The following is a 23,125-nucleotide window of genomic DNA, read 5'->3' as shown; positions in this document are numbered from 1 at the left end:
GGAGCAATTGTCAACGTCTTTCCCGACGGCACGGTGATGCTGCTGGACACATTGACCGTATCCGTATCCCAGGTCTCATTGGCCGCAAACATGGGACGCAATTCAAATAATCGCCCCCTGCCAGGACCAATGGTGATATTGCGAAAATAGCCATTGCTGGTAACAAACAATTCGCCAGAATATAAATCCCGAATTTGGTATTGCCCTGATTTATTGGTGCGAACGGTGATGGTCTGCGCTGGCGCTGGTGTGCCATTGTTGTCGCTGGAGCAGCGGCGATTGACCAGCAGGAAATAATCGTAATTGTTGGACGGGTGATCCATGAGGCTGACCTCAATCGTGGCATGACCACCATCGTCAACGTCATCCAGAATATCGGTGATGTAGCTATGTGGTGTTCCCGTCCAGGTGAAGGCGTCCAGAACGGTGAGCGGCAGGATATCATCGCCCAATTCGGCTAAATGTTCATATAACTGAGCAACATAATTAAAATAAGGATTGATCGCTGTCCGTGCGGTTGGTGGTGTGGTAGAGGCCACCAGTCCCGAGTCAAAAGGAACAAAATACCCTGTATAGGGAACAGTTCGGTACACATAAGTATGGACCCCCTTGTATCCTCTACCTAATGCTAAAAATGCCTGCAGCCAGATCTCCGCTTCAGTGGGTCGTCTAAAATAAGTTGTATCGCTCTCATAAGTGAACTGGCTACAAGTTTGAATAATAACTTCTAAAGTGGTATGGTTATTTCCGCTCCTGGATAACGCTCTTCTGGTTTGATCATACGTCGCCAGCAGGCGCTGGTCAATAATCGCAGTTTGGTAGTCATTACCATAGTAAGGTGGGAATTGAATGCCGACATTTCTTCGCTGATGGCTTCGGAAAAACGGATAATATTCATGCTGATAGACATCCAGAAAATCGACCTGGCGATAGAAATTTTCTAAACTCAATGTATCCCAGCCATTCCAATGAAAGACATTGTGAACAGCTACTGACTGGACATAGCCGCCAAAGTTGGGATTGACGCTGATCAGAAAACAAGCATACTGAATATAGGGCCAATGATCCGCTTGATCCATTTGACCTTGATGGGCAACACGGATGGCACCCAGTCCGGGATCGGATAAATAATTATAGCAAGATGCTATATTATTGACAAATTGCAGTACATGCGCGGAATCAATATTTGCTGCATCATTGCCAGAAATGTACCTCCAAAATGTCGGATTATTTGGTTCATTCGGAGGAATAGGATAAAAATCACCAGTCGTATCATGAACTAATTCTGTTCTAACAGCTCCCGCAAAACGGGTGGTACAGGAATCGATCATCGCTTCTTGAGCATGATAGGACATTTGCGCCAAATAAGTGGCATTAATATTTCTGATGAGATTCATCTCATTGTTATACCAGACCCGATACTCTGGGCCTGTGACATCATAGTTCCAGATGCCCAGCGGAAAATACGTTTGGGCCAGGACACAACGATTGAGTCCGATGATAGTTATGCAGATAACCATTATCTTTACCATTGGTTTTAAATGATTGATGCTCATAACAACCTCCTATTCGTTTAACGGATTAATGTAAGTTTAATGGATTTTTTAAAATTGCCTGATGTTAATACCGCGATATAAATCCCACTGGTCACCTCTTTTCCAGTTTTGTCTTTCGAGTTCCAGATCACCTGATGCCCTCCTGCCGATTGTTCTTCATTGATTAACTTCATCACCTCGCTTCCTGTTAGATTATAGATTGCTAATTCAACCTTGCCTCTCTGGCTTAACTGGTATTGAATAGTAGTGGAGGAATTGAAAGGATTAGGATAGCTATGCAATAAAGCAAAATTTTTTTCTGAAGTATCAATCTGATCGGACTGATTGACAAGATTGGTAGTCGTATCTTTTAAAACTGAAACACCGCCACCATGAGTACCAAACCAAATCTGCCCTTTCTTGTCGACGTAAATATCATAGACATAAGCATAGGCTAATCCATCATCGTGATTAAAATGAGTAAAAGTATTACCGTCAAATTTGGATACGCCAAAAAAATTGTGGCCATAAGGAATATTAGCTATCCAAACATAATTGCTTGAATCAATTGCGACGGCTCGAGTACCAGGCATAAGCAAACCATCAGTTGTCGACCAGAGGCGCACAGTATTGCCATCTATCATGCCTAAGCCCCAGGGCTCTTCGTAAAGTAGCGCAAACCATAATCTATTCTGTTTATCAAAAGCGAGGTCAGGTGTTACATAGATGAGCCAGGCACCCCAAATCCAACGCGGAATGCCATCTTTTATTACTGAAATGCCTTTATCATGAGCAAAATAAAGATTACCTTTGCGATCTAGTTTTATTTCCCTGATGAACGACCAATCCGAATTGGGAATGATCTCGACAGGATGCCAGGTAAGACCGTCAAACCAATAGGCAAGCCCCGTGGTGGTACCGCACCAGATATGTCCTGAAGCATCCTGTCCCAAACAAATAGGTTTAGGATCGTCCTTTGGATATCCACTTGGGCTGTAATAAGTGAAACTGGAATCATCAAATTTTACAACATAAGTTCCATCTAAGTGCGCATGAATTTGAGCTAAGGCCATCCATTTGTTATTGATACTATCAATTTCAATATCATAGATATAAACATTGCTATCGCCAGTCATAAAGCTATTCAATACACCATTAATATCGAGCTTACTCAATCCAGTTCCGCGCGTCCCAAACCACATATTGCCAAATTTGTCCTGGTTAATGCAATACACAGTATCCCCTGCCAATCCATCGGCTCGGGTATACGTTTTCCAGATGCCCTGGGACAAGGCCCAGGGAGCAGTGATCAGTGAAAAGATAGTGATCAGTGAAAAAATAGTGATCAGTGAAAAAATCGATCGGTTCATGATAGTGCTCCTTTCGGTTGGTTCACAAGTTAAATCATTGGGTTGTTAGAATAAAAGAACGTAAGCTCCCCCAGGCAATGGCTGGCTGTTATCTGGCTTCCGTCTCAGGTTCTGGTTCAGGTGCTAAAGGTTTCGATAGGTGTGCGAGTTCTAGTTAGCTTTCTGAGGCAATCCATTGCAGATTTAACTTAACATTCATGGGTCAAAATTTCAAGCGATTTTTTAAAATTTTTTGCAGCTATTCAGGTTATTAGACATGATGATTTTAATTCAAAGGAAAAAAATCTGGCCGACCTAATTTAGCCCTCCTGTCCAGCTGGTCAGTACCAGAATCACAGCCTGACAGACCGGTCGCTAGCAGCGACCGGTCAAGTCGGAGAGGTTTCTGCAAAAAAATCTTTCTCAGCTTAATTCCGATGTTGGTATTATTTAATAAGCAAGCAAATTTTCTGATTCTGGCGCATCATTTGCAACGCAGGCATACCATCCTGGAATCAGCGGTTTTGTGGCTGAGATTGGTCCAGTTTATCAAAACAAATTGAGCAGGCTTTTCCATGAAGCAATTGGGTTTCGCATTCAAGCAAAAGCAGTGTGGGGGGGAATTAGTAGGTTTTATTGCATTCATTAGATGCTGTTCTGTAGCTCTTTTGTTAGCTGGTTTTGCCTGCTCGCCAGCCAAACAAGCGATCTGGCAGCCCGATAAACAACCGTCTCAATTCAAGAGCGTGTTGCCAATCGCAGGCGATCAAATTTTTTTGGCCGACCTGGATAAAAACGGTTTCACCGAAATCATCGCCGTGGATACGACCATAGCGCAGGGCCAATATGGTTCGTTCATTCTGCTGATGACGTTCGAGGGCAAGACGATTGAACAGGCGATATTTGCTGGTCGCATTCTTGAGGTGATTTATACCCTGGATTACAATGATGATGGTCTGCTGGAAATCCTGGTGCCCTTCATGCGCCATGATTCGTTGTTTGTGAGTCTGGTGTCCAATCGCGGGCTGAAATTAGCAACGTTTTTTTTGATCAATGGCCAGCCCAGGATTGAAGATGGCGGCTATTTCCCCTGGGATCCGTTCGTTCGAGGATTTTATGTTCGCGATCTTGACCAAAATGGGGAAAAAGAACTGATCACGGTGATTACGACCGGCTACGCCCGATTGCCACGCGGGATTCTGGTGCATTCGCTTCAAGACGGCAAACGAATTGGCTGTAAGATTGTTGGATCCCCCCCGCGCGACAATTTTCTGGATGATTTTGATGGCAATGGTGAGCTGGAAATCATTTGCTTTGGTACAGCTCCCGATAACGGTGCCGTTGCTGGCGGCTTTGATGACCAACACAGTTACCTGATTACGTATGAGCTAACCCCAACACCGCAAATCATTCGACATCAATTGGTGAGCAGCCGATTTTCCAATTATTGGTTAAGCTACACTGATATGAATGGCGATGGTAAAAAGGAACTACTGGCCTGGACCGAGTGCAACTCTGAGCGGATTACGGAATCGAAAATTGTCGAATTGAATCCAGTGACATTTGAAGAGAAAAAGAAGTGGTCCTATAACCGCTCATTATTCAGCGTGATCACCGCGAATCTGAATCGTGACCAATTTCCGGAGATCATTGCGTTGGGCTCCCAGCGGGAAATCATCGTGCTAAATAATCGATTTGAAGAGATCAGCTTTCATCGATTTCCGGTACATATTCATGAAATTAAAAATCTATCCAACAGCCCTCCTGACGGAATTGATAACATCGTGGTATCGAGCGTTGGCGGCGATTTTCTATTGAATCAGCAGATGCGCATCCGAGCAACATTTCCAGAAGCCAGGTGCATTGGCGTGGTGCGCCGTGGCGATAACCTGCCCCCCCAGCTTGTGCTGCAGGGAAAGAATGGCTTTGAATTGGGAGATTTGGTTCCTAATCGCTTTTATCTCTTTATCCGATACTCTTCGTGGATGTGGCCCATAATAACGACGGGCCTGCTAATTTTCTTAGCCGTCCTCGCGAACCAACTCTACCTGCGCTGTCAATTGTTCAATGGTATTCAGTCCCTGGTGGTCGAAAGCGATCCGCGCGGGATAGTGCTCTTTGATCATCACCTGCGCATCCATCAAATGAACAGCACATTGCAGCAATGGCTGGCAGTTCCAACAGTTCATGGTCGGCATCGGCGGATCAGCGACATTTTCGAGCGCTTCCCTGATGTGGTCGCTTTCCTGGAGCAAACGCCCAGCCGTCCCCTGCGACGCGATGAAAAAATCGTGAACATCACCAGCAACCAGAAACCCGCCAAATTTCTAATCATTGTTGAGCCAGTGCCCATGAAGGGAAGGCAAAAATCCTGGTGGCTGGCCATTTTCCTGGATCAATCTCGAAACGAGGAAATCTGGCAGGCGAAGCTCTGGTGCCAGATGGCCCAAAAAACTGCTCACGACATTAAAAATCCATTGACCAGCATCCGCCTCACCCTGGAGCATCTGCAAATGTATCAGCAGGACTTAGCCCCGCCTGTAGCGGAAAAATTTGAATCGGGGATCAAAAGAATCATCGAGCGCATTGAGTCACTGCGCCGCATTTCAAAGAATTTTATGAAATTTGTCAATGTCGATCGCCTGAATCCAGCGAACACCAATCTCAATGAATTTTTGCTGGAGATGGTGAATGGAATTCGCGCGGGACTGCCACCGGACATTCAAATCGATTTCAAAGCCAGTGCCAATTTGCCCAGCATCAAAATCGATCAGGAAGCCATGCAATCGGTAATCGAAAATCTGGTCGCAAACGCCGTCAATGCTCTGCCCGATGGCGGTAAAATTAGCGTTACCACACAATTTGTAGAGAAATTGATCCTGCCAGGAAACGGTAGCTTCCCACGAGATTACGCCCTGATTGAGGTGCTGGATACCGGCATTGGCATTCCCGAAGCGGAATTGGGTCATCTTTTCGAGCCCAATTTTACTCGCACCGAAGGCGGCAACGGTCTCGGCTTGGCCTATGTCAAAAAAACCATCGACGATCATCAAGGTTATATCGAGGTTGCCAGTGAGCCTGGCGCCGGCACAGCCTTTTCTCTCTATCTTCCGGTCTATTGATGCCACCTGGAACAAAGATTGCAATTCAATTTTGCAAAGAGATCGGCCATAAAATTCAAGCGAGGATGATTATGTCTGCTCATGGTGCCACCATTCTTATTGTTGATGATGATCGTTATGTGCGAGAAGGTCTGCGCGAGATACTTCATCAACATGGCTATGAAATTGAAGAAGCGTATGACGGGAAGATTGCGCTGGATTATCTGGGGCAGCGATCGATTGATCTGATGCTGCTGGATCTGGATATGCCGCGAGTCAATGGCATGGAGGTTCTGCGTCGCGTGGCCGCCGATTTTCCTGAGATCGGCGTGGTCATTATCAGCGGCAAAGGTACCATCCAATTGGCGGTGGAAGCCACGAAGCTGGGCGCTTATGATTTCCTGGAGAAGCCCCTGGAAATGCAACGCACGTTACTCACTGTACGCAATGCAGTCGAAAAATTGACGCTGATCCGACAGCGCAATCGACTGGTCCAGGAGGCTCAGGAACGATATCAGATGGTTGGCACCGGGCCGGCTATGCAGCGCATTTATCATCTGATTGACCGAGCGGCTATGAGTCAGAGTAAGGTGCTCATTATGGGTGAAAATGGCACCGGCAAAGAACTGATCGCCCGGGCTATTCATCACAATGGTCCGCGGCGCTCAGAACCGTTCGTCACGGTCAACTGTGCAGCAATTCCGGAAAATTTGATCGAAAGCGAATTGTTTGGGCATCAAAAGGGAGCTTTCACCACCGCATACACCTCGCACCGGGGCAAATTCGAGCAGGCCGACCGGGGCACCATACTGCTGGACGAAATTGGCGATGCCAGTGCGCAGTTGCAAGCGAAAATCTTGCGTGTGCTGGAAGATGGCGCTATCGATCGTGTGGGCGGGGAACGTCCGATCCCGATCGACATTCAAGTGATTGCGGCAACCAATAAAAATATCACTGAAAAAATAGCTGAGGGCAGCTTTCGTGAGGATCTGTACTATCGGTTGAATGTCATCACTATTGAAGTGCCCCCATTGCGCGAACGCCGGGAAGATATCCCGCTGTTGGTCGATTTTTTCATGAAGCGCTGCAGCGAGGAAAAACATTTGCCTGCCAAAAAGCTGGAGCGGGGCGTGATGAAAATTTTTCTGGACCACGATTGGCCGGGCAATATTCGCGAGTTACGCAATACCGTAGAGCGGATGATTGTCCTCTCGGATGACGACACCATTAGCACGCGAGAAGCGTGGCAAGCATTGAAGAAGAATGCTGCTAAGCCATCAGACTCTAAGGGCTTGACCCTTCATGCGGCACGTGAACAATTTGAGCGCGAATTTATTCTTAACATGCTGATCAGCAATAATTGGAAAATTCTGGAAACCGCTAACGCCATGGGCATTGAGCGCACCCAGTTGTGGAAAAAAATGAAACAGTATGGCATCGAAAAGCAATAATTTTACATGCCGCACGCTATTTCCCCATCCCAAGCCCACCAGAATCAATCAGAAGCCAGAGCGCCACTTCCGCTATCGGTCAGGCGATTGTCAGCTTCATCGATCACATTCCATTCGCTAGCTAATTTGCCTCATTTAAAAAATTTGGTTGTCTTGCGATCAAGATGCTCTTTTCCAGAAGTAACCATTTTCTTAGCTAAACCTCGAATGCCATTTCTCATCCTCCATGATTTTCCAACCAGTTCGCCCTTATTTTCCATCAATTCATCATCCGATCGGCAGACGCCTCAAATCCGCAACATTCGGCTATTTTCAGGTTGACAAATCAAAACATTGATCATGCGTTGGACATGCCGTTTGTTTTTTCTTGCAAAGCATAGGTAATTGTCTTTTTTGCAAATGAGCAGCCCATTGTCGGGATCGATTTTTTTGGCATCGATTTTGTTAATAGAAATAGTGACAGTCACTATAGCGTTTGCATATTCATAGGCAGGAACAAAATGGGTCAATAACAGGCGTTGTTATACACGCTGGGATTACTGGCGGTGGGCGCAGCGATTCTCGTGGGAATTGAAAAATTCAATAGCGCCCATCAAGAAGCCAGCCAACACGCATTGACACTGGATTTATTATCCATTGCGGCCAAAGCTCAGGCTTATTATCACACGCTAAAGTTTTTGGGCGGAACGCCATATCCTTTCTCGGATTTGACGAAAGAGGCAGATGGCCTAAAAAAACTGGGGATTGCTGCCGATAACGAAAATGGCCATTTCCAGATAATTTCTGCCAATGATCATCTGGTGATAATTCAAGCCATAGGCAAGGACGATTATGACGGCGATGGTCAAAAACTGACGATTCAAATGAAAGTCTATCCGGATAGTGTTCAAACAGCAGTAATCAACTACTAAAAAAGCATAAAAGATTAAATGAGAAAATTCTCGCGGGGGGTGATGCAATGGCGATGATCAAAATTGTCGATGTCCAAGGCACTGGCAGTTAGAGAACCTGGTTCGCATTTCCTCATTTTGAAAATGACGAATATCCAAAATGCCATCCATGCGGGATAGCTATCAAAATCGGCTCATTCGAAAGTGGATACGTGAATCTTTTGCTTTGCTGAGGCAAAACATTTGTCAATCAACTCTACAAACAATCATGGAAAATTCATCATCGGGGGAAGCTACAATGAAAAAGCTAATCATTTTTTCAATCGCTATGTCTATTTGCCTGTTAACGACTGTTCAGGCCCAGAATGCTCATAGCACTGTATTCGCTGATAATTTTGATTCATACACAGCAGGCACATTTCCGTCATCGGGCGGATGGTATTTGCGCTATAATGGCGCGGGCAATTCCTATCAGGTGGTCGTCAATTCACACTCGCATTCTGGATCACAAAGCATGCAGATGAAAGGTGCGCCGGGTTGGACAGCGCAAATGGAAAAATCCGTGACTGTACAGCGGCACGTTATCTACTGGCAAGCGTGGGTTCTACCTACCGGAAATGACGGCGGTCTGGGATTGATCAATACCAACATCCCAACGACGGGCAATTATGGTACCGTTTATTTTGACTTTGGCAAAATTTATTGCCAGGTGGGTTATGATTTGAATGTTGAGATCGACGATTTTACACCCAATCAATGGTACAAAATAAAAGTTAGGTACGATCACATTACCAAATGCATTGATGTCTGGATCAACGACATCCAGAAAATCACTCGGCTGCAGGCGACCAACATTTACGGTGATTATTATAATGCATTTTATCTGTTCTCTGAGCATGACGGTAATCTCTACTATTTCGACGACCTTGAACTTTGGTATGAGGAAAATTCAGATGGATTAGTGGCCTATTATCCATTCAATGGGAATGCCAATGATGAAAGTGGTAATGGGAACGATGGCACAGTATATGGCGCAATGCTGACCAGCGATCGTCTGGGTAGGCCGCAAAGCGCTTATGAATTTGATGGCATCGATGATTATATTCTCGTACCGAGCAGCAGCAGCATGAATTTAAGAGATTCTTTGACCATTTGCGCCTGGGTTAGTTTTCCAACCATCCCGCCTGGTGGTTCTCATATTCTGATGAAAAGCGATTATCCCGATACCTATGAATATGGCTTAAATCTTAACCTTTATAACAACGGTGCAATTTCAGCAAGCATTGGAGGTTTTAATGTGGTGAATGTTGAGGGCAATCCTGTTAATACAAATACCTGGTATCATATAGTCGCCACGTGGCAATACCCGGGCCTCTGCAAATTATATGTTAATGGTGAATTGGTCAACAGCGTAGCCACCTCAGGAAATATCGACCCGCACAATTGTGAATTCACGATGGGGAGAATTAGACCAGAGACCAGCGGGAGTAGTTATCAAGGCATTATTGATGAAGTTAGGCTTTATCGTCGCGTTCTATCTGAGGCTGAAGTCCAGCAGCTTTATCTCGAAGATGGCACGCCGGTTGAGCTTTCCTCTTTCACTGCTGAAATCGGGGCGGGATTGGTCACGTTGAAATGGACCACTCAGTCCGAGACCGAAAATTACGGGTTCCAGCTCTATCGCAGCCGATCGAAAGATAGAGACTATCAACAAATCACTCGGACGCTCATCCCTGGTGCAGGCAATTCGAGTCAGGTACATCATTATTCATTTGTTGACCGCGACGTGATGATGGGCGAGACCTATTATTATAAATTAGCGGATGTTGATTTTTCCGGCACTATTAAATTTCACGGCCCAATTATCGTAACTCTTACCGCGCATCCATCTGGCTATTTGTTAGAACAAAATTATCCCAATCCGTTCAATCCCACGACCACGATCGCTTTTTCCATTAGGGAATCGGGCCATGTGAGCCTTAAAATTTACGATTTGCAGGGTAAGATCGTGAAGACGCTCATTGATGGTTTCTCAACCGCTGGTGCTTATCGCCTGTCTTGGGATGGCACGGATCATCACGGGCAAAAGGTCGTATCTGGCAACTATATCTGTGTACTCAAAGCTGGTCAGTTTGAACAACAGCGAAAAATGACTTTTATAAAATAGCCGGTGTTCGACAGAAGTGAATTGTTGCTCCCATGTGCGATAACTCTCCGCAGTCTGTAGCGCAGGATTTGAGGCTGCGCTACAGACTGTTGTTGTTCAGGCTCACTCAATAAGCTGTCACGCCGCGCGGCGGAAGCGACGGAGCAAATTTGCCCGATCTTTTGCTAAATCTCCTCGGACGATTTGCTGCTACGGCAAGAAATTAGCAGGGGGAAAGTCCTCTGCCTAGTGATGCTAATTTGTCAACGCTGACCATTTGATTGAAGAAATCAGCAATTGGCCTATTTTAATTTGATGAGGCCGTTCAGCCAGATGAGGACGATGCCGCCGATCAGTGCGGCGGTCAGAGCCTCCCAAATACCGACCACTTTCAAATCCAATAAGCTAGAGAGAAATCCTCCCAACAACGCACCAATCACACCGACGATCAGATTGCCTGCTAGGCAAATCCTTTGCCTTTGAGAATCCGTCCAGCCAGCCACCAGTCCGATCAGCAAAACAAGGAAAGTTTCCATTGAATTCATTTTTAGTTCTTCAGATTGGTTTATTAAATTAAAACCATATCAGCTAAGATCAAAAAAATTTGTTTAATCATTATAAATCTTTCAGCGCCATTTGTCATTTTACCGACACTCGCATCAGGTAGCCCATTAGAAATGGTGCATACAATCAAAAAAATCGTTGCAGGTTAGCTCCACCGTGAAATCGCCTTTTCTCGAAGCGCCAGGATACCAGGCCGCCCCATTAGCCACTTCTTTTTTTTGAAATTTATTTCCACTGCAAACGACGTCTGGTATTGTAGCAGCTTAAATTTGGCAATGGGTCCAATCCGCGTTGAACTTATTCATAAATGAGTTGTTGCGATTTCTGGGGATGCAGATTGATACAGGCTTCGCTAATTCCATGTTTTACGGCCAAAGCTTCGATGCTGGGTAGAATGCGTTGTGCCGGATCACGCAGTACTTTGTTATTCAATCATTGAAAGACCAGCGCAACCCAAAAACTTAGGTAACATTTCAAACTTCGATATGCTGCTTTAATGAATCGATATCTTGACGCAAATTTATCGAAAAAGCGCTTGCAAATTTGGCAATAAGTTATTATCTTTTAACTCATGAAATTAAATGAAATTCATTTGGACGGTAGGGTAATTTTAGCGCCATTGGCAGGGATCTCCGATTCCACGTTTCGCAACATTTGTCGCGGGTTCGGTGCTGCCATGGTGTTCAGCGAAATGATCAGCGTGGATGGGCTGCTTCGTAACAATCGTCGGACGCTGGAGTATGTTTTCTTTCGGGAATCGGAGCGTCCGATCGGGTTTCAGCTTTTTGGCTCAGATCCTGACACATTTGTGCGAGCATTGTCCATTATTGAGCCTTTTCAGCCCGATGTGATTGATCTAAATTTTGGGTGCCCGGTCCGAAAAGTAGTCAAACGCGGAGCTGGGGCTGCGCTGCTCAAAGATATCGATCGCCTTGAGGAGATCGCCCGTGCCGTCGTGCAGCATAGTTCGCGTCCAGTGATGGCCAAAATCCGCAAAGGATGGGATAACCAAAGTAATAATGCGCTGGAGGTGGCAAAGCGGCTGGAGCAATGCGGTGTGGCAGCAATTACGATTCATCCGAGGACTCAAACGCAGGGATACGCGGGTCGTGCCGACTGGGAGACCATTGCCACGATCAAGCGGGAACTATCGTTGCCGATCATTGGGAGCGGTGATGTACGGTCCGGCGAAGATGCTCAACGCATGATCGATGAAACCGGGTGCGATTTGGTGATGATCGGTCGAGCCAGCCTCGGAAATCCTTGGATCTTTCAGCAAGCCAATCATTTTCTGACGACTGGCCATAAATTGCCTGCCCCCAGTTTGGAGCAAAGACTTGAGGTTATTCAAAGGCATCTTGCCGATCTCGTAGCGGTAAAAGGGGAGCGGATCGCTTTGCGTGAAATTCGCAAGCATCTCGGCTGGTATCTGAAAGGACTCCCCAATAGCGGCATGGTCAGAAACGAGTTGTTTCAGATAAAAGCTGGAACAGAACTGATGAACCATCTCATCGCTTATTTCGCAGAATTGAGCAACTATGATTGACATAGACTATCAAATTCCAGTATTTCGATCATTGGAGGACGTCTGGCATCGGATGTTCGATAGCTGATGCTGTAAGGGCATCGTCTTATTTGGTATTGATTTCTAGATGACTTGTAATTGAAAAACTTTTGGTCCACTAATTACAGCAAGTTCTCTATCGAACATATCGTGGAGGTTTTATGAGTCGAGAAAAAGTGATTATCATGGGAGCGGCCGGACGTGATTTCCATAATTTCAATTTACGATTTCGTGATAATGAAATGTTTGAAGTGGTGGCCTTTACTGCCACTCAGATCCCTGATATTGAGGGAAGGACCTACCCTACAGAATTAGCGGGGAAATTATATCCGAATGGGATTCCGATTTACCCAGAGGAGCAATTGAGCGATCTGATCCGTCAGCACCAGGTGGATCGGGTGGTTTTTGCTTATAGTGATGTGCCGCACGAGTATGTAATGCACAAGGCCTCGATCGTTACTGCGGCGGGCGCAGATTTCTGGCTGATGGGCACTCGGACGACCAGCCTGAAAAGTAATAAGCCAGTCATCGCGATTTGTGCGGTTCGAACTGGATGCGGTAAGAGCCAAACCACTCGCAGAGTGAGCGATATCCTGAAGTCATATGGCAAAAAATTGGTGGCCGTGCGACATCCCATGCCCTATGGTGATCTGTCTGCTCAAAAAGTGCAGCGTTTTGCCAGCTACGAGGACATGGACAAGCACAGATGTACCATCGAGGAGCGCGAGGAATACGAGCCGCATATTAATCGTGGCACCATTGTTTATGCAGGAGTGGATTATGAGGCGATCCTCCGCCAGGCTGAGCAAGAGGCTGATATTGTTCTCTGGGACGGTGGGAACAACGATACGCCATTTTACCAGCCGGATCTCCATATCGTGGTGGCAGACCCGCATCGCGCCGGTCACGAATTGACCTATCATCCTGGTGAAACCAATCTCCGCATGGCCGATGTGGTGATCATCAATAAGATTGATACAGCAGAATATGATGATATCGAATATGTTCGCCAGAGCGTTCGAGAAGTGAATCCGAAGGCTATCATTATCGACGCAGCTTCGCCATTAATTGTGGAGCAGCCAGAGCTGATTCGTGGTCGCCGGGCGCTGGTAGTTGAGGACGGCCCCACATTGACGCATGGCGAGATGGGTTTTGGTGCTGGTGTGGTTGCGGCTGAAAAATTCGGGGCGACCGAAATTGTAGATCCGCGACCCTGGGTCGTCGGCAAAATCGCCGAGACATTTGAGAAATACCCAGAGATCGGCGCTTTGCTGCCAGCGATGGGATATGGCGAACAACAGATCAAAGACCTGGAGAAGACCATCAACAAGGCCGAATGCGATGTGGTAATCATTGGGACGCCAATTGACTTGCGAAAGTTAATCAAGATCAATAAGCCGGCGGTTCGCGTGATCTACGAACTCCAGGAGATCGGTCGGCCGAATCTGGAGGATGTGTTGATTCGCTTTAAATAAATAATATCTCCCGAGGTCACTTTTTGACTTCGGGAGATTTTCTTTTTTGATCAAGATAACCGAGCTATTTTGAACCAAGCTGTAATAAAGATTTTGATTGGAAACCAAAATTGGATGCTTTTAATTTCTCTATTTGCTGTTTGAGCATTCAAAAAAATTTGGGTCATTAGCAGAATTCAAAGTCAAATATTTTGCATTTTGGCAAGGGGTCAACTTGTCAGGAAAAAATTATGAAATCAGCAGTACGCAAAGCAGTTGTCGCCTTGGGAGGCAATGCCATCACCCGCGAATTTGAAGAGGGAAATATTTACCAGCAATTTGCAAATACGCGGCGCAGTTTGGTCGGGGTTGCGGATCTGATTCAACGGGGGTATCTGGTCGCGATCACGCATGGGAATGGTCCGCAGGTTGGCAATGCTCTGATTCGAGTGGAAGAGTCCCGACATAAAGTGCCACCGGTGCCGCTGGGCGTCTTGGTTGCAGACCTTGAGGGCGGTATGGGCTATATGATCGCGCAGTCGTTGCAAAATAAATTGCATTTGAGAGGCATCGAGCGGGAGGTCGCTTGCGTGGTGGCTCAGGTGATCGTTGATAAAAACGATCCATCCATCCTCAACCCGACCAAATTTGTTGGCCCGTTCTATCACGAGCATGAGGTGAAACAATTAGAGCATAGCCGGAATTGGGTCATTAAGTACGATCCGGGCCGTGGCTGGCGCCGGGTAGTACCTTCGCCGATCCCGCTGGAAATTGTCGAAAAAAATGTCATCCGAATGTTGGTCGATGCCGGAGTCGTTGTGATCACGGTCGGCGGCGGTGGCGCTCCAGTTTATGTTGAAGATGATGGCACATTAGAGGGCGTTGATGGGGTAGTAGACAAGGACCTGAGCGCGGCCATTCTGGCGCGCGACATCGGTGCCCAAGAGCTCTATATCCTCACCGCCGTAGAAAAGGTCGCACTGAATTATCGACAATACAATCAGATCGATCTGGATCGGTTGACCGTGGCTGAGGCGAAACAATACCTCGAAGCAGGCCAATTTCCTGCTGGCAGCATGGGACCGAAAATTCAGGCAGCCATCAATTTTATCGAGAGCGGTGGCGAAGTCTGCATTATCACCGCGACCGAGCGGATGACGGATGCGGTCGAAGGAAGAACCGGAACGCGAATCGTTAAAGAATGATTCAAAAGGCAATAGAATGATGTAACGTTAAAAGATGCTGAATAAATCATCGTCAGTGTTGTATCAATACGGGAAAATGTGGAGTGCTTAATTAATCGATCATTTTGCAGAAAGTTAGATACAAAATAATGTTTAGGAGGATGAATGAAGATACACGAATATCAAGCGAAGGACATCTTGCGGAAATTTCATGTTCCTGTGCCAGAGGGCCGGGTGGCTTTTACCGCTGCTGAAGCCAGGCGAATCGCCGAGGAACTTGGTGGCGGGACCGTGGTCGTCAAGGCACAGATTCATGCTGGCGGTCGGGGAAAAGGCGGCGGAGTTAAACTGGCCAAAAATCCTCAGGAAGCAGAAGAAATCGCCAGCAAAATGATCGGCATGAGATTGGTGACCCATCAAACGGGTCCTGAGGGGAAAATTGTCAAGCGCGTCCTGGTGGAGCAGGGGTTGGCCATTGACCGAGAACTGTATGCTGGTATCGTTTTAGACCGTTCCAAATCCCAATTGGTTTTTATGGTAAGCACCGAAGGCGGAGTGGAGATTGAAAAAGTGGCTGCCGAATCACCAGAGAAAATATTGAAGGAATGGATCGATCCTGGGGTGGGCTTCATGCCATACCAAGCGCGCAAGCTGGCGTTTGGACTGGGGCTATCGGGCGATCAATTCAAAAATGCTGTCCAATTTCTCACAGCGCTTTATAATGCTTACGTTGCTGTTGATGCCTCTTTGGCTGAAATCAATCCGTTAGTGGTCACAACAGATGGCCGTGTCTTGGCGCTCGATGCGAAGATCAATATCGATGATAATGCGCTATTTCGGCACAAGGATATTGTAGAGCTACGCGATATTGATGAAGAAGAGCCATTGGAGGTTGAAGCCTCTAAATATGATCTCAATTATATCAAGCTGGATGGCAATGTCGGATGTATGGTCAACGGCGCAGGATTGGCCATGGCGACCATGGATTTGATCAAATTAGCCGGCGGCAATCCAGCCAATTTTCTTGATGTCGGCGGCGGCGCCAGCGCAGAGACGGTCGAAAATGGCTTTAAAATCATCCTTAGCGATCCCAATGTGAAGGCCGTTCTGATCAATATTTTCGGCGGCATCGTTCGTTGCGATCGAGTGGCCACCGGCGTGGTCGAGGCAGCCAAAAAAGTCAGCGTGAAGGTACCGATGATTGTCCGATTGGCCGGGACCAATGCCGAAGAAGCAGCCCAGATTCTAAAAGAATCGGGCCTGAAGTTCTTGGTGGCCAACTCATTTCAAGAGGCGGCTCAGCGTGTCGTTGAAGCGTTGGCCAGTTAGTTCGCTTTTGACCATTGGCTTTTCTTTAGAAATGCGAAAAATAGCTGGGCCTCTCTGCCACATGCTTTGTTGAAAGATTGAATTCAGCCCAAAGCTGATGGCATTGTGATATTTCAGCTTGCTTGGGAAAAGATCAAAATAATCGAATAGAACACGGATTGCACAGATGACACTGATTTGAACAGAAGATTAAAAATGAAATTCTTGTGAATCCACTCAAATCTCGTCATCCGTGCTCCCTGAAAAAATATGGAGGGAAAAATTGAGCATCTTAGTCGATAAAAATACCCGACTGGTCGTTCAAGGGATAACTGGTGGAGAAGGTACATTTCATACCCGTCAGATGATTGAATATGGCACAAAAGTAGTAGCGGGCGTTACTCCAGGCAAGGGCGGCCAGAAATTTGATGATAAAATTCCGATTTACAACACTGTCGCCGAAGCGGTCGCCAAAGAAGGCGCCAATACCGCGGTGATCTTCGTTCCCCCAGCTTTTGCAGCCGATGCAATTATCGAATCGGCAAGCGCTGGGATTGGTTTGGTGGTGTGTATTTCCGAGGGCATTCCCACACTTGATATGGTTAAAGTTTTTGACTTCTTGAAAAAGCATTCCACCAGATTGGTGGGGCCTAATTGCCCGGGGGTGATCTCCCCTGGCAAAGCTAAAGTGGGCATCATGCCCGGCTTTATCCATAAAGAAGGATCGATCGGGGTTGTCTCTCGGTCTGGCACTTTGACATATGAAGCGGTTCATCAATTGACCATTAGAGGGATTGGTCAATCGACGTGTATCGGCATTGGCGGCGATCCAGTGATTGGCACTACCTTTGTGGATGCACTGGCATTGTTCGAACAAGATCCAGATACCAAAGCCGTCGTAATGATTGGAGAAATTGGCGGAACAGCGGAGGAAGAAGCTGCCAAATTCGTGAAAGATAATATGTCCAAACCAGTTATCAGTTTTATTGCCGGAAGAACCGCTCCGCCAGGACGAAGAATGGGGCATGCTGGTGCTATCATCGCCGGCGGCAAAGGCACCGCAGCAGAAAAGATGGAAGCTCTCCGATCCTGCGGCGTTCATGTGTGCGAGAGCCCAGCCGAAATAGGAGCGACCGTAGCGAAGGTGATCGGGTGATCTGCTGATAAGTTATGACATTCGAAAAGCCAGTGGACAATGGAAATTTTGAATTGTGCACTGGCTTTTTTAGTAAATATTATCTCACCATGACCAATTCAAGTTTTAGATGCAATCACTTTTGTAGGGCTTTTCAACTCCAATTTTTTCCAAAAGCCCTCCAATTAGAGTCTGTTCCAAAAATCGAATTTAGAAAAAATGGAGTCATTGCTGCGAATGAGAGAATCCTAAATCAAATAAGACTGGAGATGCATACCTGCGAGCGAATGACAGAATTTATAACAGACTGATTTGTGCCTCTCCGCAAATTTTCAATTTTCATCACACCTGTCATTTGGAATGAAATATGGAATCTGATTTTCAGCTCAATATTAGACTTGCAGATTTCTCCCCGCCAACTGGCGGGTCGAAATAATAGAGAGATGAGTTTTCGTTCAGGCATTCATTGGAGATTTGTTTTTTGGCTATCTTTGGAATTTTCATTTTGAATATCCAAGCTAAAGATTGTTATGAAATCGAGGATATTGATTTGTTGATATTGAATAGCCATGAGCCAAAATTGGGTGTTTTTGTGCTCTGCTGTGAGGCAGTTGTTGAAAGGCCGGTTTTATCGGTACGATCATCGACAAAAGCTTAATGTTCAGGATGAAGATTTTAAATCTCAATCCGCCTCTCTCTGTGAGAATCTCCGTTGCTTTTTTTTCTCGCTAATTTTGCGTTTTTCTTCCAATCTTCGGTATTTTGAAATGAGGGAGATCTTTCTGCGGCGACGGACTTTTGGTTTCTGAGATGCTTTACTCAGAAGCTCGATCAGCCGTTGCAAAGCGTCTTCCCGATTTTTGCCCTGGGTGCGAAATCGTTTTGCCGTGATAATAAGTTCACCATCTTCAGTGATCCGATTTCCAGCTAATTTGATCAATCGTTCCTTTACTTCCTCAGGCAACGAAGGAGAATTCTGGACATCGAACCGAAGCTGAACGGCCGTTGCCACTTTGTTCACGTTCTGTCCCCCTGGCCCAGAAGATCGAATGAATTCCTCGCGAATTTCGTCTTCACTGATTTTGATATGTTCGGTGATTTGAATCATGATCTGTCATTCCAATTCGATCCATTCCAGCATTGGCTCTGCCAATTACAACTGATCGGACATTGTTCTTCTTGTTCGATAATTCATTTGTTGGAAACTGATCCAGCCTTTCGATCTGAAGATAAATCATTTGCAGCTAAATGTCAAGCATTAGTTGCGCAGCCATCATTGGCTTATGAGAGGATTCAACAAATTTGCCCTGAAGAGAAAAGTGGATGATCGACAGCCCTTTTTTATTTAGCATGTCAAAATAATATCGAAACATTGCAAGGATTCCCTTGCTGAATTGTTTAAATAGCATTCGAAGTCTAAAGAAACCTGTGCAGCAGTTTTGCGTAATGGATGCTGTGACGAGTTAACTTGAACTGAGCAGAACAAATGAGGAGCTATAATGAAGCATTGGATAACCATCGTTTTGATAGCCATCATCTTCAGCACCACGTATGCGAATAATCAGGACAAGATTATGGTGCTTCGACAGACCTCCACACCGATTCAGGTTGATGGCCGAATTGATGCGGCGTGGAGCCTGGCGGACTCGGTGAGCGATTTTGTGCAGCATCAGCCTTACCATGGTGTAGCTCCATCTCGCGCAACCGTGGCAAAATTGCTAGCCAGTGAACGAGCGCTTTATTGCCTGATCATTTGCTACGATGATCGCGCGAGCATTCAGAACCATAAGGGCATGCTGGATGAAATGGGCGGCGATGTCGTTTCACTGATGTTAGATACGTTTGGCAATAAACGCACTGCGTACAAATTTGCTGTGACTGCTTCTGGGGTGCGTGCCGATTGTCGGCTCTTGGACGACGCTCGAAATCGTGACTATTCCTGGGATGGCATCTGGTTTTCTGCGGCGCAAATCTATGATTGGGGCTATGTAGTTGAGATGGAAATTCCATTCAAATCCATCCAATATGATGAGAAGCTGAATGAATGGGGGCTCGATATCGATCGCTGGATCCCGACCCGAACTGAGGATATCTATTGGTGTCGCTATGAGGAAAACGAGGGGCAGCGCGTCTCCAAGTTTGGTCGTCTGGTATTCGAAAACTTCCAGCCAACTGCCAAAGGATTAAACTTGGAGATTTATCCTGTCGGTATCACAAAATTTTCCTATCTGCGTGATCGCAAGTATGAAGCCACGCTATCTGCCGGGATCGACATTTTTTACAATCCTTCTCCAAAATTGACTTATCAGCTCACGGTTAATCCCGACTTTGCTCAGATAGAAGCGGATCCTTATCAGTTCAATATCTCCCGATACGAAAGCTATTTTTCAGAGCGGCGTCCGTTTTTCACTGAAGGGAATGAGATTTTCATGGCATCGGGCAGAGAACGACAGAGTGGTTTTTATCGACCCTTGGAATTGTTCTATTCTCGCAGGATTGGCAAAAAATTGCCTGATGGATCTGAGGTGCCGCTGCTCTTTGGAACTAAGGCTTTTGGCCGAGCGAATAGCTGGGAATATGGCGGATTTGTGGCGATGACCGGGGACGTGGATTATGAAATGAACGACCAAAGATATAATGAGCCGCGCGCCTATTTCGGATCAATTCGACTGAAAAAACAAATTCTCGGAAATTCTTCGTTGGGAATTTTGGCCGTCGCCAAACATAGCCATGACCAGGACAATGGGGTGCTGGATATTGACGGAGCCCTGAGGATGTCGGACTGGCAGCTCTCGTATCAGTTAGCTCAGTCATTTAAAAATGGTACTGGCGATGTCGCTGGCTCAGCAGGGTTCAGTTTATTCAGAGAAAAATATATGGTATTGGCGCGTGGTCGATACATTGGCAAGGATTTCGATGTGGAGCAAGTAGGATTTGTGCCTTGGAAAGGTACCGGTCAGTTCGTTGGACTGGGAGGACCGCGCTGGTATTTCAAGGAAGGAGCAATCCGCCAAATCATGGTATATACAGGCGGAATGGTGAATTATGAACGGGTGGATGCTTTCACTGATTATGGCGGTCTCATTGGGTATAACATGCAATTCCGCAGCAATTGGGGATTTGAGCTCAACTTCGATTTCGCCGATTCAAAAGATGCGGGAGTTCGATATACCACCAAAGAGTTAAATTTCAGCTCGTGGTTCCATACCCATCCCAAATGGCATGGCAACATTTGGGGAGGTTATTATCGGACCTACAATTTTGCCCGAGAGTACCTCGCCTATTACTGGCAGGTGAGCGGTGAATTGGAATGGCAGGCATTGAATAGCTTGGAACTTGGGACCTCAGCCAATGTATTTGTTGAGGGCAAGCCCAACGGCCAAGTACAGGATGTTTTTCTGAACGCGCGGCCCTATTTTTCGATTACGCCAGTGAACAATCTGAGCCTGCGGGTTTATCTCGATGACCTGTTCGTTCGATCAACCGACCGAACCGTGCAGACGATCTTCGGATTGCTGTTCTCCTACAACTTTTCGCCAAAGAGTTGGATCTATTTCGCAGTAAATGAAACGCGCTCGCGCGAACCACAATTCGATGCGCTCGGGCATCTGATCGCCAATCGACTTCGGGTTCAAGATCGAGACGGGGTGTTCAAGCTCAAATATCTGTATTACTTCTGATCTTCATACTTGATGTTAGCTCCCAAAGGTTAAGAAAAGTTCTTGCTCAGCCTTTGGGAGCAGCAATGCGAATCGAATAACTTGGCCTTCCGAATTTTGCCGTCATGCATTTTCACTCATCGGTTCAAAAAAAGTGAAACTTTTCAGATCTGACTGGCTGATGATAGCGGCGAATTGAACCAACAAAGGGAAATATTCATATTCAAAAAGCATCACACCAAATTGGTTTTGAAAAAACGGTATCATCGCACCATTCAGTTGGCGCTCGTGCTGGCATAGTCGCTTTATATCGCGATCTTTCAATCATTCAAAAAGTTTGAGCACAATCCAGATTTATCGGCCTTGCAAATGGAGCGGATCACCGCCATTGAGATCCCACAAGCGGTTCAGGAGAAGATCTTGCCTCTTCCAAAGTGGTGTGCCATTCCGCTTGAAAGTGACAGCAATGAGATCCCCGACGATGTGACCCTCGGCAAATCCGTGTGAGATTTCGACGAGATCCCTTTGCCATCAGCTCCTGCAGTGGCTGAAGACTCGATGTCACTTCATTTTATCTCTTAAGATGCCCCCTCAGCCAATCATTGGATTTGCTGCCATTCAAAAAAAATTGATCTATCCCAAATTGGATCGGTGAGCTGGGATCGAGGGAACGGGGGTGATGGATGCAATGATCAGCGAAACTGAGGATATAGTGGATATGCGAATCGTCGTGCCGTTGGGGAGCAGCGGTTGCAGCGACCACGTCGGTTCGCTGGCTCTCTGCCTGGCAGCGGAATGTTCCGGTCGCGGTTTGGCTTAGCATTCCGATTCGTTTTAAATTAATGATGGGTTGAGCAAATCCCGGGCGGCGGCCATTGATCTTCCGCCGCCCGGATAGCAGGGCGATATCGTCTATTATAAGATCTTTACCAATTCGACATGAAACTCAAGATCTTCACCAGCAAGTTCATGGTTGGCATCTACCGTGATATCGTCATCGGAAACATCGATGATGCGGATAATCAGGGGTTGCTCATCGGGTGCCATCATTTGAAGTTGCATGCCGATTTCGGGGATAAGGTCATCGGGCAATTGATTTCGAGGAATTTTGCCGATGAGTTTTTCCCGGCGCGGACCAAAGGCATCTTCCGCTGCGATTGAAATGGTCTTCGTTTCCCCTTCGGCCAGGCCAATTACACCCTGCTCAAAAGCGGGCATTAAAAAACCTTCTCCGATAGTAAACTCCAATGGTTCTCTTCCCTCAGACGAATCGAATATCGTCCCATCCTTTAATGTCCCAGTGTAATGGACTCTTACTGTATCGCCGTTTTGTGCTGTTTTCATCTGTAATCCTTTTGTTGAATAGTTATAGATTGGGTGTTTCATATAAGATTAAAAGCGATTCTTCCAATTCCCACCACCCCGTCGCCCGCCGCCTCCGCCATGACGCCGATCGGTTTGCTCGCGGGCTTGGTTGACGATGATCTTTTTGCCCTTCAGTTCGGTACCGTTCAGGTTTTCCATGGCAGATTTTGCCTGTTGTTTCCCTGGCATCTCAACGAAACCAAATCCACGTGGCTCCCCTGTGAATTTATCCTTTATAACCTTAATGGATGAAATCTGGCCGAATGGTTCAAAAGCCCCTCGCAAATCGTCTTCGGTCACTTCTGGTGATAAATTTCCAACATAGAGATTCATGATCGTCTCTCCTCGTTAATGTGATAATTATTTTCGCCTATCTTCCCAAAACGATTTGCTGCGCAGATTTCAGGGATAAACCAGGCT

19 protein-coding genes are annotated in these 23,125 nt (G+C 46.4%); 12 read left to right on the top strand and 7 right to left on the bottom strand.

Features of this window, described 5'->3' with window-relative positions; translation table 11 throughout:
* The coding region (locus tag ONB37_12685; protein MDZ7401011.1) for a hypothetical protein at positions 1-1,556 on the bottom strand (1,556 nt) is incomplete at its 3' end.
* Between the two features lie 17 nt (positions 1,557-1,573).
* Positions 1,574-2,905 carry a T9SS type A sorting domain-containing protein gene (locus tag ONB37_12680; GenBank protein MDZ7401010.1) on the bottom strand — a complete coding sequence of 444 codons (1,332 nt, stop codon included), beginning with the start codon at positions 2,903-2,905 and terminating at the stop codon, positions 1,574-1,576.
* 554 nt (positions 2,906-3,459) lie between these two features.
* Here ONB37_12680 and ONB37_12675 point away from each other — a divergent pair.
* The gene (locus ONB37_12675; GenBank protein MDZ7401009.1) at positions 3,460-6,006 is read left to right on the top strand and encodes an ATP-binding protein; all 2,547 of its coding nucleotides are present in this window, start codon (positions 3,460-3,462) and stop codon (positions 6,004-6,006) included.
* 71 nt (positions 6,007-6,077) lie between these two features.
* Positions 6,078-7,436: a sigma-54 dependent transcriptional regulator gene (locus tag ONB37_12670; GenBank protein MDZ7401008.1), complete on the top strand. Its 1,359-nt coding sequence runs from the start codon at positions 6,078-6,080 to the stop codon at positions 7,434-7,436.
* Between the two features lie 131 nt (positions 7,437-7,567).
* Here ONB37_12670 and ONB37_12665 read toward each other — a convergent pair whose 3' ends face one another.
* Entirely contained in the window at positions 7,568-7,696 is a 129-nt protein-coding gene (locus tag ONB37_12665) for a hypothetical protein (protein ID MDZ7401007.1), read from the bottom strand.
* A 258-nt stretch (positions 7,697-7,954) separates the two neighbouring features.
* On the opposite strand from ONB37_12665, the gene ONB37_12660 reads away from it, so the two are divergent.
* A complete protein-coding gene (locus ONB37_12660; GenBank protein ID MDZ7401006.1) occupies positions 7,955-8,347 on the top strand; it encodes a hypothetical protein in 393 nt (130 codons plus the stop codon).
* 277 nt (positions 8,348-8,624) lie between these two features.
* Positions 8,625-10,493: a T9SS type A sorting domain-containing protein gene (locus ONB37_12655; protein ID MDZ7401005.1), complete on the top strand. Its 1,869-nt coding sequence runs from the start codon at positions 8,625-8,627 to the stop codon at positions 10,491-10,493.
* A 281-nt stretch (positions 10,494-10,774) separates the two neighbouring features.
* Here the strand turns inward: ONB37_12655 and ONB37_12650 are convergent, their stop codons facing one another.
* Positions 10,775-11,017: a GlsB/YeaQ/YmgE family stress response membrane protein gene (locus ONB37_12650; protein MDZ7401004.1), complete on the bottom strand. Its 243-nt coding sequence runs from the start codon at positions 11,015-11,017 to the stop codon at positions 10,775-10,777.
* Positions 11,018-11,628: 611 nt separating this feature from the next.
* Between ONB37_12650 and dusB the strand changes: the two genes are divergently transcribed.
* The 5 genes from dusB (at position 11,629) to sucD (ending at position 17,702) form a co-directional block, all read left to right on the top strand.
* Entirely contained in the window at positions 11,629-12,582 is a 954-nt protein-coding gene (dusB, locus tag ONB37_12645; protein MDZ7401003.1) for a tRNA dihydrouridine synthase DusB, read from the top strand.
* 179 nt (positions 12,583-12,761) lie between these two features.
* Positions 12,762-14,075, top strand: a complete 1,314-nt coding sequence (locus ONB37_12640; GenBank protein ID MDZ7401002.1) for a cyclic 2,3-diphosphoglycerate synthase — start codon at positions 12,762-12,764, stop codon at positions 14,073-14,075.
* Between the two features lie 230 nt (positions 14,076-14,305).
* Positions 14,306-15,259, top strand: coding sequence for a carbamate kinase (locus tag ONB37_12635; protein MDZ7401001.1), 954 nt, complete (start codon positions 14,306-14,308; stop codon positions 15,257-15,259).
* Positions 15,260-15,403: 144 nt separating this feature from the next.
* Positions 15,404-16,567, top strand: a complete 1,164-nt coding sequence (sucC, locus tag ONB37_12630; GenBank protein MDZ7401000.1) for an ADP-forming succinate--CoA ligase subunit beta — start codon at positions 15,404-15,406, stop codon at positions 16,565-16,567.
* Positions 16,568-16,829: 262 nt separating this feature from the next.
* Positions 16,830-17,702, top strand: coding sequence for a succinate--CoA ligase subunit alpha (gene sucD, locus ONB37_12625; protein ID MDZ7400999.1), 873 nt, complete (start codon positions 16,830-16,832; stop codon positions 17,700-17,702).
* Between the two features lie 661 nt (positions 17,703-18,363).
* On the opposite strand, the gene arfB is transcribed toward sucD, so the two are convergent.
* Positions 18,364-18,789 carry an alternative ribosome rescue aminoacyl-tRNA hydrolase ArfB gene (gene arfB / locus ONB37_12620; protein ID MDZ7400998.1) on the bottom strand — a complete coding sequence of 142 codons (426 nt, stop codon included), beginning with the start codon at positions 18,787-18,789 and terminating at the stop codon, positions 18,364-18,366.
* Positions 18,790-19,180: 391 nt separating this feature from the next.
* Between arfB and ONB37_12615 the strand changes: the two genes are divergently transcribed.
* The 3 genes from ONB37_12615 (at position 19,181) to ONB37_12605 (ending at position 22,160) form a co-directional block, all read left to right on the top strand.
* Positions 19,181-21,361 (top strand): carbohydrate binding family 9 domain-containing protein, encoded by a 2,181-nt coding sequence (locus ONB37_12615; protein MDZ7400997.1) that lies wholly within the window; start codon positions 19,181-19,183, stop codon positions 21,359-21,361.
* Between the two features lie 348 nt (positions 21,362-21,709).
* A complete protein-coding gene (locus ONB37_12610; GenBank protein MDZ7400996.1) occupies positions 21,710-21,847 on the top strand; it encodes a hypothetical protein in 138 nt (45 codons plus the stop codon).
* 172 nt (positions 21,848-22,019) lie between these two features.
* A complete protein-coding gene (locus ONB37_12605) occupies positions 22,020-22,160 on the top strand; it encodes a hypothetical protein (GenBank protein ID MDZ7400995.1) in 141 nt (46 codons plus the stop codon).
* A 95-nt stretch (positions 22,161-22,255) separates the two neighbouring features.
* Here the strand turns inward: ONB37_12605 and ONB37_12600 are convergent, their stop codons facing one another.
* Both ONB37_12600 and ONB37_12595 read right to left on the bottom strand, forming a co-directional pair.
* Positions 22,256-22,684, bottom strand: coding sequence for a peptidylprolyl isomerase (locus tag ONB37_12600; GenBank protein ID MDZ7400994.1), 429 nt, complete (start codon positions 22,682-22,684; stop codon positions 22,256-22,258).
* A 48-nt stretch (positions 22,685-22,732) separates the two neighbouring features.
* Positions 22,733-23,038, bottom strand: a complete 306-nt coding sequence (locus tag ONB37_12595) for an RNA-binding protein (protein MDZ7400993.1) — start codon at positions 23,036-23,038, stop codon at positions 22,733-22,735.
* Between the last annotated feature and the right edge of the window lie 87 nt (positions 23,039-23,125).

Source organism: candidate division KSB1 bacterium (genome assembly GCA_034506395.1).
In the GTDB taxonomy this organism is placed as follows: Bacteria; Zhuqueibacterota; Zhuqueibacteria; order Thermofontimicrobiales; family Thermofontimicrobiaceae; genus Thermofontimicrobium.
Note: the sequence above shows the minus strand (reverse complement) of the source record. Positions and strands in the feature narration are given on the sequence as shown.